We start from the raw sequence: 15,637 nt of genomic DNA, 5'->3' as shown, positions 1-15,637 counted from the left end.
CCCTGCGCGTCACGCGAAGGTATCCGCGGCCGGCGGCCCGGCCAGATAGGCACTCCTCGGATCGGCGATGGGAAATCCGTGCGCCGCGGCGTTGGTCACCACCAGCCGGATATGCGTGTAGGTGCGCTGGCTGGTCGCGCGCGCCTCGTCGCTCTCCAGCCACCGCTCCGACACCAGAAAGCCCTGCTGCAGGCGCAGCACGGGGCCGCCCGTGCTGGTCAGGCGGGTCAGCCGCCGCCGCACGGTCGTATCCGGCAGGCTCAGCACGCGGGCGATCACGCCCGCGCGCACCGCATGGCTGGGGCTGAGCCCGCCGGCGTCCGGCATCTGCGCCCACCGCTGCATGTTGGCATGCAGGATGGTGGAAAACAGCACGAGGTCGAGCCAGTCGTGATGGATGGCGCGGTTGCTGTCGACGGTGGCGAGCATCACGTCGATCGCCGCGGCGATGCCGACATGGCTATCGTAGGCGCGCGCCGTCCTGGTGACGGCGGGTAGCTCGCCCAGGCGGACCAGCCCGTCCGCCATGCGGACGAAGCTGTCGTGCGACAGGCGCATCAATGCGGCGACATCGGGCCGTTCGAGCACGTCGGCGCGGACCAGCACGCCGCTCCGGCCGCGTACGCACAATCCCGCATCGGTCATCGCGATCACGTGGCGGCGCACGGTCTCGAACGACCGCGACAGCGAAATCGCCAGCGAATGCGTCGAGATCGCCTTGGCCAGTGCATCGCGCTGCAAGGTTTCGCGGACGATCAGGGAAAAGATCGCGAACCGATCGACATCGCCGCGAAAGCTCCGCATGCCCGCCGCGATGATGCTCGTCTGCATCTCCGCGAGCAATCGCGTCACTTCGCCGACGTTCGAACCCATGCGCGACAATGCCTCCTGCGAGGCGTAGCGCATGACAGGTCGAATGCGACTTGCGTAGGCGGTGCGCGTCCATTCCCGCCATAATGAGCAATTTGCGTCAGCGTCGGCGCGCCTCCGCACTGTGCGATACCTCGGTGGCCGCGCGAGCGTAGAGGGCGAAGGCCGCCCGCGCGCCGGACAGCGCCGCCTGATGCCATGCGGGGTCGGCCGCGGCTGCGCGCGCCTCGATCGCGGCCAGCAGCGTCCGCCATTCGCCGGGCCCATGCCGGTCGGCAAGATAGCGCGCCGGCCAGCCCGCAGGCACGCTGCGCGCGAGCAACTGGCCGCCCAGCCGCGACCCCTCGATCACGTAGAGCGCACCCCAGCGCTCTCCCCCGTCGGCGGTGAAGGGCAGCGGGACGGGCAGGTCGGCGCCCAGTGCGCCCAGGTCGCTCGCCAGCGCCTCCGTCCGCCGCCGCCAAGCCGGCAGCGCATCGTCCGTGGCGACATCCAGCGACCGCTCGATCGCGGGCAAGGCCCGGCCGTGCGCCTCCAGGAAGCGGCGATAATCGGCCCGGTCGTCGAGTGCGAAGCCGCCGAACCTGTCGTCCACCGCCTGATGATCGGCTTCGGTCGCGGTGCGGAGCTGCTGGATGAAGGACGGGGTCGCTGACGGGATCGGGGGCATCGCCGGCGCATGCCCTGCCCGCCGCCCACTGTCGAGATCGGGCGGCACCGTTCGCCGGCACAGAGCCGTGCGGCACGCGAATCGACAAACCGTCACGGGATTGTCATGCATGGCGGCCATGGAGACGGCATCCATCCCCGTCCGGTTCGGAACGCCGGCCACGCCATGGCCGACCCGTTCCGATACGGCGCCTGGGCCAGATTGGGCTTGCGCGCCGCCTCGCCCCGCTCCATGCGCGCCGCGCCATTACTCGAAAGGTTTCTTATGGTTGCCTGGTTCCAGGCGCTGATGCCGAAACAGGGTCGGTTCTTCGAGCAGTTCGAGGCGCATGCCGCCACGCTGGTCGCCGGTGCCGACGCCCTGCAACGGCTGTTCAGCGGCGATGGCGCGATCGCGCAGCATATCGCGGAGATCGTCGATCGCGAGCACGAGGCGGACGATATCACCCGCGACGTCCTGCAGGACGTGCGCCGCGTCTTCGTGACGCCGTTCGACCGGTCGGCGATCACCGACCTGATCGGCGTGATGGACGACTCGATCGACCAGATGAACCAGACCGCGACCACCATCGCGCTGTACGAGGTGACGGAATTCGCCCCCGACATGCGCGAGATGGTGAAGCTGGTGGTCGAGGCGGCGCGCGTCACCGCCGAGGCGATCCCGCTGCTCCGCAAGCTCGACGCCAATGCGACGCGCCTCCACGACCTCACCGCGCGGCTGGTGCAGCTGGAGGGGCAGGCCGACGAGCATCACGCCCGCGGCCTGAAAGCCCTCTTCAAGGCGTGCGGCAACGACCAGCCGATGAAGTTCATCGTCGAGCGCGAGATCTACAGCCACCTGGAGCGCATCGCCGACCGGTTCGAGGACATCGCGAACGAGATCCAGGGTCTCGTCATCGATCACGCCTGAGCCATGACCATTTCCTTCACGCTGCTGGTCGCGCTGATCGGCGTCGCTTTGCTGTTCGACTTCCTGAACGGCCTGCACGATGCCGCCAATTCCATCGCCACGGTGGTATCCACTCGCGTCCTGAAGCCGCATCACGCGGTGCTCTGGGCAGCGTTTTTCAACTTCATTGCCTTCGCCGTCTTCGGCCTCCACGTCGCACAGACCGTCGGCAAGGGAATCGTCGATGCGCAAATTATTGATCCACAGGTGATTTTTGGCGCGCTGATGGGCGCGATCGCATGGAACGTCATCACCTGGCGCTACGGCATCCCGTCGAGCTCCAGCCATGCGCTGATCGGCGGCCTGCTGGGCGCCGGCATCTCCAAGGCCGGCTTCTCCAGCGTCGTCTGGGCCGGCGTCGGCAAGACGGTGGCGGCGATCTTCCTGTCGCCCACCGTCGGCCTGGTGCTGGCGCTGCTGCTGGTGCTGCTCGTCGCCTGGACCTCGCTGCGGCTGACGCCGATGGGCGTCGACCGGCGCTTCCGCAAGCTCCAGCTCGTCTCGGCCGCGCTCTACAGCCTCGGCCACGGCGGCAACGACGCGCAGAAGACGATGGGGATCATCGCGGTGCTGCTCTATTCGCAGGGCATGCTGGGCGGCGAGTTCCACGTCCCCTTCTGGGTCGTCCTTTCGTGTCAGGCGGCGATGGCACTCGGCACGATGTCGGGCGGGTGGAAGATCGTCCACACGATGGGATCGAAGATCACCCGCCTCACCCCGGCGCAGGGATTCTGCGCCGAAACGGGCGGCGCGATCACGCTGTTCATGGCGACGATGGGCGGCATCCCGGTATCCTCCACGCACACCATCACCGGCGCGATCGTCGGCGTCGGTTCCGCACGCCGCTTGTCGGCGGTGCGCTGGAACGTCGCCAGCCGCATCGTCGTCGCCTGGGTCGTAACACTGCCGGCGGCGGGGCTGATCGGCGCCGCCTTCTACGAACTGGCGCTGCTGCTGTCCGCCTGACCGGCACCACGAGGGAGCCGCAGCGCCGCTCCCTCGTTACCCCGTCGAACCGATGGGGAGCATCCGATGCCTACCGAAATGACGCTGCTTGGCGCGTCCGTCGTCCTGCTGGTGGTGCATATCATGCTGCAGGGGCAGACGGCGACGCGGGATCGCGGCCTCGACTGGAACGCCGGGCCACGCGATGGCGAGGCCACACCGCTCGGGCCCCTCGCCGGCCGCGCGGCGCGGGCGCTGGCCAATTATCAGGAAACCTATCCCGCCTTCGTCGCGCTGGCGCTGGGCCTCGCCATCACCGGCCAGACCGGCGGCATGGGGGCGATCGGCGCATGGCTGTGGTTCCTCGCGCGGCTCGTCTACATCCCGCTCTATCTGCTGGGCGTCCGCTACGTGCGCAGCCTTGCCTGGGTCGCGTCGATGCTCGGCTTGCTGCTGATGCTGCTGCGTTTCTTCTGACTGGGCTAGCGGTCGGAGCGTGCCGACGCTGCCGCATCGTCCGGCCGGCGATAGGTGAGCTTGGGCTGGCTCGACCAGCGGCTCATCAGCACCCGGATCAGACCGCCCTCATGGAAATAGCGGCGGTGCCAACGTGCAGATCGCCGCGCCCGATGGCGAAGATAGACGCCCCGCAGGATGGCACCGGCGGCGAGAGCGGCCACCAGCCCGATCACGATGATCGCAACGTCCCTCATGTGCGCCATCATATCGCACGATGCGCCGGGGATCACCATCCCGCCGCCGGTGCGGCACGGCATAAATCGTTACAGCGGCGGGAGATTGCGGCGTTGGAGCGGGTGAAGGGAATCGAACCCTCGTCGTAAGCTTGGGAAGCTTCTGCTCTACCATTGAGCTACACCCGCGTGCCACGGCGCTGCCCGATCGACTAACCGCAGCCGGCCGGGGATGCAAGCGCCGTTGCGCGGTCACGCCGGCATCAGCAGGTGCAGCGTATCGGCACGCACCCAGGCGATGGCGCGCACACCGGCCGCCAGGGCCGCCGCATCGACCTTCCCGGCATCGGCGACCACGACGCGCAGTCGGGTTCCGTGACGACTCACCGCACCGACGTTGCCCGCTCCGCCGAGCGCGGGCAGCAGCGTTGCGGGCAGCGTCGCGGGCTCCACCACCGCGGCGGGTGCTGGCGGCGCGGCAGCGGGCATGCCCTGCCCCGCCTCCACCGCCGCACGCATCTCCATGGCAAGGCCATCGGCGATGCCGCCGACGATCACCTGCACCGCGGTCGGCGACGGGCGCAGCACACCGCGGGCACCGAGCTGGCGCAGCCGTGCTTCGTCGATCGCCTGGGCGTCGGCGACCGCCAGGCGCAGGCGCGTCGCGCAGGCGTCGATCGCGTGGAGGTTGGCCGCGCCACCGAGCGCGGCGACGAACGCCGCCGCCTTGGCATCGGCAGCCACGGCCGGCGCGGCGGGCGCACCTGCGTCGAGCGGCTCGCGGCCCGGCGTCGGCAGGTCGAAGCGGGTGATCGCCCATCGGAACAGGGTGTAATACAGCAGCGCATAGACTGCACCGATCGGGATCAGCAGCAAGGGCTTGGTCGCCTTGCCATAGTTCAGCACATAGTCGAACAGACCGGCCGAAAAGCCGTAGCCGAGCCGAATGCCGAACGCGTTCATGATCGCTTCCGACAGGCCCGTCAGCAGCGCGTGGATGCCGTAGAGCACCGGCGCCAGGAACATGAAGCTGAACTCGATCGGCTCGGTGACGCCGGTCAGGAACGAGGTGAGCGCAAGGCTGAACAGCATGCCGCCCACTGCCTTGCGCCGGTCGGGCGCGGCGGCATGGTACATGGCGAGGCAGGCGGCGGGCAGGCCGAACATCATGACCGGGAAGAAGCCGCTCATGAAGCCGCCGGCGGTCGGATCGCCCGCGAAGAAGCGGGTCAGGTCGCCCGTCTTGCCGTGATAATCGCCGACGACGAAATAGGCGACGTTGTTGAGGATGTGGTGCAGGCCGGTGACGAGCAGCAACCGGTTGAGCACGCCAAAGGCGAACAGGCCGAAACCGCCCGCAGCCACCACCCCACGGCTCAGTGCGTCGACGCCGGCGCTGATCGCCGCATAGCTCGGCCCCAGCAGGGCGCCGATGACCAGCCCGACGATGCCCGCCAGGATCGGCACCAGCCGCCGCCCGCCGAAGAAGGCGAGATATTCCGGCAGCTTGACGGTCGAGAAGCGATTGTAGAGCAAGCCGCCGATCAGCCCGGCAATGATGCCGATCGGCACCTGCAACTTGTCGATCGCCGCAGCCTTCCACGCGGTCGTCAGCGTCACCGCGATCGCATCCGCGCTGCCCGGCGGCACGGTGGCCGGTGGCGGCACCAGGAACACCTGGGCGGTGTTGGCGATCACAAGATAGGCGACGACGCCGCCCATCACCGCGGCGCCATTGCCGTCACGCGCGAAACCGGTGGCGACACCGATCGCGAACAGCAACCCGAGATGCGCGAAGATCGCATCGCCCGCCGCACTGAGGAAGGAAAGGTCGGCGCCGATCAGCGCGCCGATATCGGGCTGCCCCAGGCGCAGCAGCAGCCCGGCGACGGGCAGCACGGCGATCGGCAGCATCAACGCACGGCCGAGCGGCTGGAGGAAACTCATCACGGACGCACGCCCGCCGCTGGAGGATGCACTCATCGGCCGGACTCCTCGGCAAAACTGCGGGCTAGCGCGCGAACCTGCGGCGCACCCGAGGCCGCCAGCGCCTCGGTGGCAAGCCCTTGCGCGGCGGCAACCGTGAGGCCGGCGACCAGCGCCTTGGTGGCGGGCACGCGTGCCGGCGGCACCGACAGGGTCCGCACCCCCAGCCCGATCAGAATCGGCGCGGCGAGCGGATCGGCGGCAAGGCCGCCGCAGACGCTGACCGGCACACCGCGCGTCGCCGCGCCCTCGCACGTCATCCGGATCAGCCGCAGCACGGCAGGATGAAGGCCGTCGATCCCGGCCGCGAGCGCCGGATTACCGCGGTCCATCGCCAGCACATATTGGGTAAGGTCGTTGCTGCCGACCGACAGGAAATCCGCGTGCGCGGCGATGAGATCGGCGGTGGCGGCGGCGGCAGGCGTCTCGATCATCGCGCCCAGTTGCACCGGGCCGATGCCGAGTGCGTCGCGCAGCCGATCCAGCGCGCTGCGCACTGCGATCATCTCGTCCGCGCTCGCCACCATCGGCACCATGATGCGGCAGCGGTCGACATCCGGCACGGCGAGGATCGCGCGCAGCTGGTCGTCCAGCACCTCCGGCCGGGCGAGCGCGACGCGGATGCCGCGCAGGCCGAGGGCCGGGTTCTCCTCGGCCGGGATGTTGAGATAGGGGGCAGGCTTGTCGCCGCCGACATCGAGCAGGCGGATCACCACCGGCCGCTCCGGCAAGCCGTTGACGACGCCGCGATATAGCGCGGCTTGTTCAGCGACGTCGGGCGGCGTGGTGCGGTCGAGGAACAGGAATTCGGTGCGCAACAGGCCACAGCCCTCGGCACCCGCTGCCGCCGCCGCCTCGGCATCGGCCACCGAGCCGAGATTGGCATAGACGTGGATCGCCACGCCATCGGCGGTGGCCGACGGGCGGTCGCCCGCCGCGCGCGCCGCCGCCTCCGCCGCCGCACGCGCCGCGATCGTCGCCTGGGCCCTGGCGAGGCGATCGGTGGCGGGATCGGGGATCAGGATCGCCGCGTCGGCGTCGAGGATCACCGGCGTGCCATCCCCGATGACGCGGATCGCCTCACGCAGCGCCACCACCATCGGTACGCCCATACCGGCTGCGAGGATGGCGACGTGCGACGTCGGTCCGCCACCCGCGACCGCGAAGCCGCCGACGCCGCTCCCCGCCAGCCCGGCAAGCTGGGACGGCAGCAGGTCGTCCGCGAGCACGATCGCGCCGGCCGGCACGGTCAGCGCGGCGGGCGCGGTGCCGAGGATGGCGTGGACGACACGCAGCGCAACGTCGCGGATATCGTCCGCGCGCTCGGCGATGCGGGCATTGCCGGAGGCACGCAGCTGCGCCTCCTGCGCTTCGGCCGCGGTCATGATCGCGGCGGCGGCGGCCATGCCGTTGAGGATGGCGGACTCGGCGCGGGCACGCAGATCGGGATCGTCCAGGATCGCGCGATGCGCGCCGAGCACATGGCTCATCTGTCCGCCCTGCGTCGCTGCGGCATCCAGCGCCGCGGCGACGGTCGCCAAGCCGTCCGCCAGCCGTGCCTGTTCGGCGGCGACGCCCTCTCCCTCGGTCGGCAGGTCCGGCACCGCAGCGCGCAGCCACACCGCCGGTCCGATCGCCAGTCCCGGTGCCGCCGATACGCCGGCAAGCGCGCCGGGTTCGGCGACGCTGGTAGGTGCGGGTTGAACGGCTGCGGCAGGCGCGGCGGGTGCCGCCTCGACCTCGGCGGTCAGCAGCGCTTCGACGGCGTCCAGGACCGCCGCCGTGTCTCCACCGCGCGCCTGCGCGGTCACGGTGCTGCCATGGGCGAGCCCCAGCGACAGCAACGCCACCGGGCTTGCCGCCGATGCGGAGCGCTCGCCGCTCAGCAGCGTCACCTCGGCACCGCTCGCCCGCACCGCGGCGACGATCCGGGCCGCGGGTCGCGCATGCAGGCCATGCGGCAGCTGGACGGTCATCTCACGGCTCACGCCTTCGTCGGTGCTCGCTGCGGCGATGGTGCCGCCCTGCCCGGCGACGATGCGCACCAGTGGGTCGCCGACGGCGATGAGGCGTTCGTGCGCAGGATCGACCAGCGTCACCTCGGCACCTTCCACGACGATCACCGGCGTCACCGCCGCCGACGCGCTTTGCACCACGGCATCGAGATCGAACCGGATCAGCGGATCGCCCGCGCGCACCCGATCGCCCACCGCCACCAGCGGCGTGAAGCTTCGCCCGGCCATGGCCACGGTGTCGATGCCGACGTGCATCAGCAGCGTGACGTCCGCCGCCGGCGCGCCGACCTGCAACGTCACTGCGTGCCCCGCGGCGTGCAGCGTCGCGACGGTGGCATCGCACGGTGCATGCAGCGTGTCACCGATGGGATCGATGGCGAGGCCGGGCCCCATCATGCCCTCGGCGAAAACCGGGTCGGGAACGGTAGCCAGCGGCAGGACCCATCCGGCGAGTGGCGCCACCAGCTGCAAGTCGGTCATCTACGCCTCATACCCCGTAACCCGTCGTGCAGTGTATCCTACGCCGCCGCACTGACAATACCTATTGCATACCATTGCGTGACAATCGTGCGACGGTCAAACCGATCGAACGACACGCTTTTTTGTCGGCAGCGCGGCGCGAGGTGCACGCGTCTTGCTTCGCAACGCCAGCCACGCAGCATATGCGACGATCGGCCCCGGCGATTCACCGGCCGATCGTGACCGGCCCCAGAATGCCCGAGGGCTGGCCGGGCTGAGGCCGGACGATCAGGACGATAATCCGCTCGCCCGAGCCCGGCGGCAGCACCGCCTCGATCGCGCCGGGCGCAGCCTGCATCTTGGTGGCGAGCTTGCGACCGTCGACCCACAATTCCGCCGCGCCGGCGACGCTGGCGAAGGCGATCGTGCCGCCGTTTGCCGCGACGGCGCGGACCGGCGTCACCTTGGCACGGTACAGCTGCCAGCCGCCCTGCGGCTCTGCCGGCGTCGCCGTGCCGCTGCGCACGAAAGCCCAGCTGTTGTTGTCGCCATCCGCCGGCGCGAGTGACGGCTCGGGCCGCGTCGCGAGCAACGGCGATCGCCGCCAGGCATCGATGGTGCGCGCCGCCTTGGTCGGGGCGAGTTGCGGCGGCGGGGTCGCGGCGAGGCGGTCGATCGACAGCGACGCCGGCTTCATGCCCGGCGCGGTCGCCCGCATGACGATCCGCCCGCGCGGCGCCGCATCCGCCTCGACGATCACCTGCGCCAGCCCGTTGAACAGCGATCGCGCATCGCCCTTCTCGGGCTCATGGCTGTTGGGATCGCCATTGCCCAGGCCGATGATCGTGGCGCCCTGCACGGCGAAGCGGACCGGCAGATTGGCGGTCGGCACATGGCGGCCACGCGCATCGATCGCATCGACGGTGATCGGCTGCACGTCGACGCCGTCGCCGGCCATCACGCGCCGCGCGGGCGTCAGCCGCAGCGCGACCGGCGGCCCCGCCGTCTCATGCCCGGCGCGCGCCACCTCGCGGCCGCCGCGGAAGGCGACCACCTCCAGCGTGCCGGGCGCATAGGCTATGGTGAAGCTGTTGCCCATCAGCCGGTCGACCGCGGCCTCACCCACGGTGCGGCCGTTGAGCTTCAGCACGATCCGCTCGGCGTTGGACAGGACGAGCACCGGCACCGGCTGCCCTTCCCGCCCCGGCCACGTCCAGTGCGGCGCCAGGCCGACGACGGGGGCATCGTCGACCCAGCCGGCGCGGTGGATGTCATAGGCGGTCTTGCGGAACCCGCAGAGGTCGAGGATGCCGAAGAAGCTGGAAACCGTCGGCCAGGCATAGGGCGTCGGTTCGCCATGATAGTCGAAGCCCGTCCAGACGAAGCCACCGGCGACGAACGGCCGCCGTGCGATCTCCGCCCAGGCCTGCCGATGGGTCGCCCCCCAGGATGTTGCCTCCTCGTCCATCGACGAGATGACGTGCGCCCTGGGATCGCTGACGAACGCGCCGCGCGTCTCATAGGCGCTGGTGTCTTCCGAGCTGGTGATCGGCTTGGCCGGGTTCAGCTGGTGGAAGCGGTCGTAATCGCCCTGATAATAGTTGAAGCCGACCACATCGACCACGCTCGACACGTTTTCGGGATCGAAGAACGATCCGTTCATCGCCGCGGTCACCGGGCGACTGTCGTCGAGGCGGCGCACCGCCGCGGCCATCCGCCGGACCATCTCGACGCCGGCATGCGTGCCCTGCATCGGCTCCTCGTTGAAGACGGACCACAGGATGACGCTGGGATGGTTGCGATCGCGCCGCACCAGCCATTCCAGCTGCGCGATATAGTCGGGCGACGGATTGAAGTTGCGGTTCTCGTCCATGACGAGGAAGCCCATCCGGTCGGTGAGCGCCAGGAACTCGGCGGCAGGCGCATTGTGCGAACAGCGGATCGCGTTGCAGCCCAGTTCCTTCAGCCGCTCCAGCCGCCACATCAGCAGCGTGTCGGGCACCGCAACACCGACGCCGGCATGGTCGAGGTGCAGGCACACGCCCTTCAGCTTGACCGGCTGGTCGTTGACGAACAGCCCCTTGTCGGCATCGAACCGGATGGTGCGGAAGCCGACCTCGACGCGGCGCGCGTCCACCGCGCGGCCGTCACGCTCCAGCGAGACCGCGACGGTATACAGTGTCGGCGTCTCCACCGACCACAATCGCGGCGCCGGCACGGTCAGGCTGGCGTGCAGCGCCGCGCTGTCGAGCGGCGGTACCGCCACGGGGTCAGACCGCACGGTGGCAATCGTCCGCCCATCTGGATCGATCAGGCTGGCGACCGCGCGCACGCTGGCGGGCGCCGCCTCCGTCGAACGGGCGGTCACCGTCACCGGCACGTGCCAACCGCCATCGCCGCGCCGCGGATCGCAATGCACGCCGTCGGTTTCGATCGACACCGGCGCGCGCGTCGCCAGCCAGGCATGGCGGTAGAGGCCGGCGCCTTCGTACCACCAGCCCTCCATCGCATCGGCATCGACGCGGATCGCGACGACGTTGACCTGGTCGCCATAGCGCGCGAACGGCGTGATATCGGCGTAGATGCTGTTGTAGCCGGACCAGTTGCGATCGACGACGCTGCCGTTGATCCAGATCGCGGCGTTCGTGGCGATGCCGTCGAACTGCAGTTCCAGGTACTGGCCGCGCGCCGCCGGATCGAGTCGGAAGGTGCGCCGGTACCAGCCGATGCCGCGCGGGCGGTAGCCCTGCGACGGATTGGCGCTTTCCACGAAGGGCTGGAACGACGCCCAGTCGTGCGGCAGCGTCACCCCACGCCAGTCGCTGTCGTCATAGTCCATCGCCGCCGCGCCGACCGCATTGCCGGCCTTAGACCGGCGATAGGTTTCCTCATGCGTCGTCGCCGGCGGCACGAGGATATCGCCCTCGTGGAACAGCCAGCCCTGGTCGAAGCCGACGCGCGAGGGATCGCCGACCGGCACCGGCCGCGGCAGCGTGTCGCCCGGCAGCGGCATCGGCAGTGCGCCGTAGCGCGTCCGCGGCGCCGCGGCAGAGGCGATGCCCGGCATGCCCAGCGTCAGACCGGCACCGGCGGTTCCCAGAAGCTGCCGCCGGTCGATCGTCATGCCTGCACCCCTCCGATATAGGTCGCCACCGGCGCCATCGCGCCGGTCAGTTGCACCCAGTCCGCCCTGAGCCCAACGGCGAGCGCTCCCCGCTCCGCCTCCAGCCCCAGGAAGGCGGCGGGGTTGCCCGCCGCCAGGCGCGCGGCCACCGCCGGCTCCAGCCCCAGCATGCCCATCGCGTTGGCGACCGCCGCCGCCATGTCGAGGTCCGATCCCGCCAGCGTGCCGTCCTCATAGGAGCAGATGCCGTCGCGCACGCGGATCTGCCGCCCCTGCAACACGAAATCCTTGGTCTCCGCGCCCACCGACGACATGGCGTCGGTGACCAGCATCATCCGGTCATGCCCGCGCGCCTTCAGGGCGATGCGCAGCACCGCCGGCGCGACATGGACGCCATCGACGATCAGGCCGCACCACGGCCGCGGATCGTCGAGCGCCGCACCGACCAGTCCGGGGGTGCGCTGCACCATCGGCGGCATCGCGTTGAACAGGTGCGTGATGCCGCTCAGCCCCGCATCGAACGCGGCGAGTGCGGCGTCGTAGGGCACCTCCGTATGGCCCGCGCATATCCGCACGCCGGCATCGGCCAGTCGGGCGATATCGTCGCGATGCGCGAGTTCCGGCGCCAGCGTCACGATCACCTTGCCCCGCCGCGGCCGCGACAGCAGCTCCACCATTGCGGCATCAAGCAGGCGGAAGCGCGAAGGATCGTGGATGCCCTTGCGCGCGACGTTGAGGAACGGCCCCTCGATATGCACGCCGACGACGCCGGGCACCTCCGCCTCGATCGCCGCATCCACCGCGTCCAGCGCCATGGCGATGCGATCGGGCGAATCGCTGATCAGCGTCGGCAGCAGCGCGGTGGTGCCGTAGCGCGCATGCGCCTCGGCGATCGCGCGCACGCCGGCGACGCTCGTCTCGTCGTTGAACAGCACGCCGCCGCCGCCGTTCACCTGCGTGTCGATGAAGCCGGGCATCACCCAGCCGCCGTCCAGGTCGATCGCGTCCTGCGCGTCGCCGTCGAGCGGCCGGATGGCGGCGATGCGCGTGCCGGTGACGACGATCTCGGCACCACGCCAGACCTCTCCGGCCACGACGACGTGGCCGTTGGCGAACCGATGTGCCGCGCTCATAGCGTCCGCGTCACCTTCGCGAGGTGCGGCGGCTGATCGGGATCGAGCCCGCGGCGACGCGACAGCGCCTCGGCCAGGCCATAGAAGCTCGCAAGCATCAGGATCGGCTGCACCGCCGGATGCGCCTCGATCGCCGGCAGCGTCGCCTGCGCATCGCCGGCATGCGCCGCCAGCACGGTCGCGCCACGCCCGGCGAACGTCTCCGCCACCGCCATCACATCATCGCCCGCCGCATCGGAGGTGGCGAGCGCCAGCACCGGGAAACCGTCGCCGACGATCGCCATCGGCCCGTGCCGCACTTCGGCGGCACTGAACGGTTCGGCCTGCATCTGGCAGGTTTCCTTCAACTTCAGCGCGCATTCCTGCGCGACGCCGAAGCCATAGCCACGCCCGATCACGAACATCTGACGCGCATCGGCCAGCGGCTCGACCCCCGCGCTCCAATCCAGCGCCACGGCCTGGCGCAACTGGTCGGGCAACTGCCCGACCGCCGCCTGCAAGGCTGCGTCGCCGGACCAGGCGGCAACCAGCGCGGCCAGCCCCGCCATCGCCGCGATGCACGATTTGGTCGCCGCCACCGACCGCTCCGGCCCCGCGCTCAGCGCGAGCAGCGTGTCGGCCATCCCGGCAAGCGGCGAGCCTTCGTCGTTGACGAGGGCGACGACCTGCGCACCCGCCTTGGCATGCGCCTCGACCGTGGCGAGCAGGTCGGGACTGCGCCCGGATTGCGAGATCGCGACGCACAGGGCGCGGCGCGTCGCGACCGGCGCATCGAACAACGACACCACCGAGGGCGCGGCCGAGGCGACGGGCGTGCCGATCATCGTCTCGATCAGATACTTGCCGTACATCGCCGCATGGTCCGACGATCCGCGCGCGCAGGTGACGACCACATCGGGCGCCTCGCCGCGCAACCGTTCGCCGAGCGCCGCAAAGGCCGCGGCGTTGCGCTCCAGCAGCCGCGCGACGGTGTCGCCCGCCTCCAGCGTCTCGGCCCGCATCAGCGTGGCGGTGGTTGCGTCGATCGTCACTGAACCCCCTTGGCAATCATCAGGTATCGGCGAGCTCGGCCACGAAATCGTAGCTGTCGCCGCGGTAATAGGATCGGGTGAACTCCACCGCGCGCCCGTCGCGCAGGAAGCCGCGGCGTTCGATCAGCAACCCGGGCGATCCCGGATCGACGCCGAGCATGCGGGCATGGTCGCCGCCGAACGGCACCGCGCGCAGCCGCTGCAAGGCCCGCACCGGACGATGCCCGGCATCGGTCAGCGCCGCATAGAGCGAGGTGTCGACCGCATCGACGGAGGGCAGGCAGAACCCCGCGATCGTCGACAATTCGAGCGCCATCGGCACCTCGTCGGCGAAGCGCAGGCGCTGGAAGCGATACACCGGCGCGCTCGGCGACAGGGCCAGCGCCATGGATTCCTCCGGGCTGACGGTGCCCACCGCGCGCGAGATCCAGGCGCTGCTCGGCTCACGGCCGCGCGCGATCATGTCTTCGGTGAAGGAGGACAGCTTGCTGAAATTCTTCTCGACGCGCCCCGCGACGAAGGTGCCGGCACCGCGGCGGCGGGTCAGCAGCCCCTCCTCCACCAGGCCCTCGATCGCCTTGCGCACGGTGATGCGCGACACGCCGTAATCGACCGCCAGATCGCGTTCGGCGGGGATGGCGTCGCCACGCGTGATGACCTCGCCGCCGATCGCGTCGCGGATCAGCTGCTGCAATTGCAGATAGAGCGGCGAGGGATTGTCGGTGCGGAATCGCCCCACCCTGCTCACGAAACTCATCCTCGACTCCCTCTTCTGCCTACCGTGGTGCTAACCGGTGCCACGGCTGACAGAACAGCGCCAGTAGCGCCCCCTGACGCCAGACCCTACAATTGTCCTAGATTGGACTTGTCGTCAATCGCTTCCCGCAGACCGCGCACCAGTGGAACGCTGGTTGTGCGCGGGTGCGGACCGAAACCGAAACGGTCGTTTTCGATCACCGTGACTGCCTCGCTCGCCGAACCATGCACCGCGGCGACGCCGGTCGCGGCCACCAGCGCCGCGACATTGCCGGGCGCGACGCCCGCACCGGCCATGATCGTGCAGCGCCCCGCCGCCCGCTCCACCATGCGCGCGATCGTCGCCGCCCCCTCGGCCGCGCTGCGCGCGCCTCCGGAGGTCAGGATATGATCGAAGCCGAGCGCCACCGCCGCGTCCACCGCCGCGACCGGATCCGCCACCACGTCGATCGCCCGGTGCAGGGTCAGCGGCACATCCGCTCCCAACCCCGCACGCCACTCCTGCAACGCGGCCGTCGCCAACGCGCCACCGTCCGTCGCCCCGAAGACGAGGCCCTGCACGCCCGCCGCGATCAACGCCCGCGCCTCCCGTACGGCGAGTGCCAGATCCACGGCATCGTAAGCGAAATTGCCCGGCCGCGGCCGCACCATCGCCCGCACCGGCACGCCCGCCGGCACCGCCACCTCCAGCACCCCCGCGACCAGCCCCGCCGACGGCGTGAGCCCGCCGAGCGCCAGCGCGCTGCACAATTCGATCCGATCACACCCGCCCGCGATCGCCGCCACCGCGCCCACGACGGATTCGACGCAGATTTCCAGGGCGACCACGCCAGTGCGCTGCGCAATACCCACCATAGTTCACCTTTCCTTCGCCACATGGGTACCAACGCGCGCCGCCGTTTCACGGCTCACTTCGCATCCCGCTCGATTACCGCTAGCGGGCGCATTATCGCAACGCGATCACGTATTTGGATCGGGATTGGTTGGTTGGTTCCCTTTCTGTGCAAA

General features: G+C 70.2%; 12 protein-coding genes, 1 tRNA gene and 1 pseudogene. 3 read left to right on the top strand and 11 right to left on the bottom strand.

What is annotated here, in order from left to right; translation table 11 throughout:
* Positions 1 to 9 precede the first annotated feature (9 nt).
* Entirely contained in the window at positions 10 to 906 is an 897-nt protein-coding gene (locus AC4GY7_RS07260; protein WP_491112772.1) for a hypothetical protein, read from the bottom strand.
* A gap of 64 nt (positions 907 to 970) precedes the next feature.
* Positions 971 to 1,660 carry a biliverdin-producing heme oxygenase gene (locus AC4GY7_RS07255; RefSeq protein WP_491112771.1) on the bottom strand — a complete coding sequence of 230 codons (690 nt, stop codon included), beginning with the start codon at positions 1,658 to 1,660 and terminating at the stop codon, positions 971 to 973.
* A gap of 132 nt (positions 1,661 to 1,792) precedes the next feature.
* Here AC4GY7_RS07255 and AC4GY7_RS07250 point away from each other — a divergent pair.
* The 3 genes and pseudogenes from AC4GY7_RS07250 to AC4GY7_RS07240 all read left to right on the top strand — a co-directional run.
* Positions 1,793 to 2,449 (top strand): annotated as a pseudogene (locus tag AC4GY7_RS07250) (DUF47 domain-containing protein); the annotation flags it as partial.
* 3 nt (positions 2,450 to 2,452) lie between these two features.
* Positions 2,453 to 3,454, top strand: a complete 1,002-nt coding sequence (locus AC4GY7_RS07245; RefSeq protein WP_443584881.1) for an inorganic phosphate transporter — start codon at positions 2,453 to 2,455, stop codon at positions 3,452 to 3,454.
* Positions 3,455 to 3,520: 66 nt separating this feature from the next.
* Positions 3,521 to 3,910, top strand: coding sequence for an MAPEG family protein (locus AC4GY7_RS07240; RefSeq protein WP_491112770.1), 390 nt, complete (start codon positions 3,521 to 3,523; stop codon positions 3,908 to 3,910).
* Between the two features lie 5 nt (positions 3,911 to 3,915).
* On the opposite strand, the gene AC4GY7_RS07235 is transcribed toward AC4GY7_RS07240, so the two are convergent.
* From AC4GY7_RS07235 to AC4GY7_RS07195, 9 genes are all read right to left on the bottom strand, one after another.
* Positions 3,916 to 4,146: a hypothetical protein gene (locus AC4GY7_RS07235; RefSeq protein ID WP_491112769.1), complete on the bottom strand. Its 231-nt coding sequence runs from the start codon at positions 4,144 to 4,146 to the stop codon at positions 3,916 to 3,918.
* A 94-nt stretch (positions 4,147 to 4,240) separates the two neighbouring features.
* A tRNA-Gly gene (locus tag AC4GY7_RS07230) sits at positions 4,241 to 4,314 on the bottom strand.
* 63 nt (positions 4,315 to 4,377) lie between these two features.
* A complete protein-coding gene (gene nagE, locus AC4GY7_RS07225) occupies positions 4,378 to 6,108 on the bottom strand; it encodes an N-acetylglucosamine-specific PTS transporter subunit IIBC (RefSeq protein ID WP_491112768.1) in 1,731 nt (576 codons plus the stop codon).
* Positions 6,105 to 8,606, bottom strand: coding sequence for a phosphoenolpyruvate--protein phosphotransferase (ptsP, locus tag AC4GY7_RS07220; RefSeq protein ID WP_491112767.1), 2,502 nt, complete (start codon positions 8,604 to 8,606; stop codon positions 6,105 to 6,107). The genes nagE and ptsP overlap by 4 nt, the downstream gene beginning before the upstream one ends.
* A 205-nt stretch (positions 8,607 to 8,811) precedes the next feature.
* Positions 8,812 to 11,709 (bottom strand): beta-galactosidase GalA, encoded by a 2,898-nt coding sequence (galA, locus tag AC4GY7_RS07215; protein ID WP_491112766.1) that lies wholly within the window; start codon positions 11,707 to 11,709, stop codon positions 8,812 to 8,814.
* Complete coding sequence (gene nagA / locus AC4GY7_RS07210; RefSeq protein ID WP_491112765.1) at positions 11,706 to 12,842, bottom strand: N-acetylglucosamine-6-phosphate deacetylase; 1,137 nt, start codon at positions 12,840 to 12,842, stop codon at positions 11,706 to 11,708. Before nagA ends, galA begins: the two co-directional genes overlap by 4 nt.
* Positions 12,839 to 13,843, bottom strand: coding sequence for an SIS domain-containing protein (locus AC4GY7_RS07205; RefSeq protein WP_491112820.1), 1,005 nt, complete (start codon positions 13,841 to 13,843; stop codon positions 12,839 to 12,841). Before AC4GY7_RS07205 ends, nagA begins: the two co-directional genes overlap by 4 nt.
* 49 nt (positions 13,844 to 13,892) lie before the next feature.
* Positions 13,893 to 14,630, bottom strand: a complete 738-nt coding sequence (locus tag AC4GY7_RS07200) for a GntR family transcriptional regulator (protein ID WP_443584874.1) — start codon at positions 14,628 to 14,630, stop codon at positions 13,893 to 13,895.
* Positions 14,631 to 14,716: 86 nt separating this feature from the next.
* Entirely contained in the window at positions 14,717 to 15,484 is a 768-nt protein-coding gene (locus AC4GY7_RS07195) for a copper homeostasis protein CutC (RefSeq protein WP_491112764.1), read from the bottom strand.
* Positions 15,485 to 15,637: the final 153 nt, after the last annotated feature.

Source organism: Sphingomonas sp. SP5 (assembly GCF_058313455.1).
This window is presented reverse-complemented; position numbering and strand designations above follow the sequence as displayed.

Coding starts and splice junctions, on each gene's coding strand:
- AC4GY7_RS07260 (WP_491112772.1), bottom strand. CDS start 906: ATGCGCTACGCCTCGCAGGAGGCATTGTCGCGCATGGGTTCGAACGTC.
- AC4GY7_RS07255 (WP_491112771.1), bottom strand. CDS start 1,660: ATGGCCGCCATGCATGACAATCCCGTGACGGTTTGTCGATTCGCGTGC.
- AC4GY7_RS07245 (WP_443584881.1), top strand. CDS start 2,453: ATGACCATTTCCTTCACGCTGCTGGTCGCGCTGATCGGCGTCGCTTTG.
- AC4GY7_RS07240 (WP_491112770.1), top strand. CDS start 3,521: ATGCCTACCGAAATGACGCTGCTTGGCGCGTCCGTCGTCCTGCTGGTG.
- AC4GY7_RS07235 (WP_491112769.1), bottom strand. CDS start 4,146: ATGAGGGACGTTGCGATCATCGTGATCGGGCTGGTGGCCGCTCTCGCC.
- nagE (WP_491112768.1), bottom strand. CDS start 6,108: ATGAGTGCATCCTCCAGCGGCGGGCGTGCGTCCGTGATGAGTTTCCTC.
- ptsP (WP_491112767.1), bottom strand. CDS start 8,606: ATGACCGACTTGCAGCTGGTGGCGCCACTCGCCGGATGGGTCCTGCCG.
- galA (WP_491112766.1), bottom strand. CDS start 11,709: ATGACGATCGACCGGCGGCAGCTTCTGGGAACCGCCGGTGCCGGTCTG.
- nagA (WP_491112765.1), bottom strand. CDS start 12,842: ATGAGCGCGGCACATCGGTTCGCCAACGGCCACGTCGTCGTGGCCGGA.
- AC4GY7_RS07205 (WP_491112820.1), bottom strand. CDS start 13,843: ATGCGGGCCGAGACGCTGGAGGCGGGCGACACCGTCGCGCGGCTGCTG.
- AC4GY7_RS07200 (WP_443584874.1), bottom strand. CDS start 14,630: ATGAGTTTCGTGAGCAGGGTGGGGCGATTCCGCACCGACAATCCCTCG.
- AC4GY7_RS07195 (WP_491112764.1), bottom strand. CDS start 15,484: ATGGTGGGTATTGCGCAGCGCACTGGCGTGGTCGCCCTGGAAATCTGC.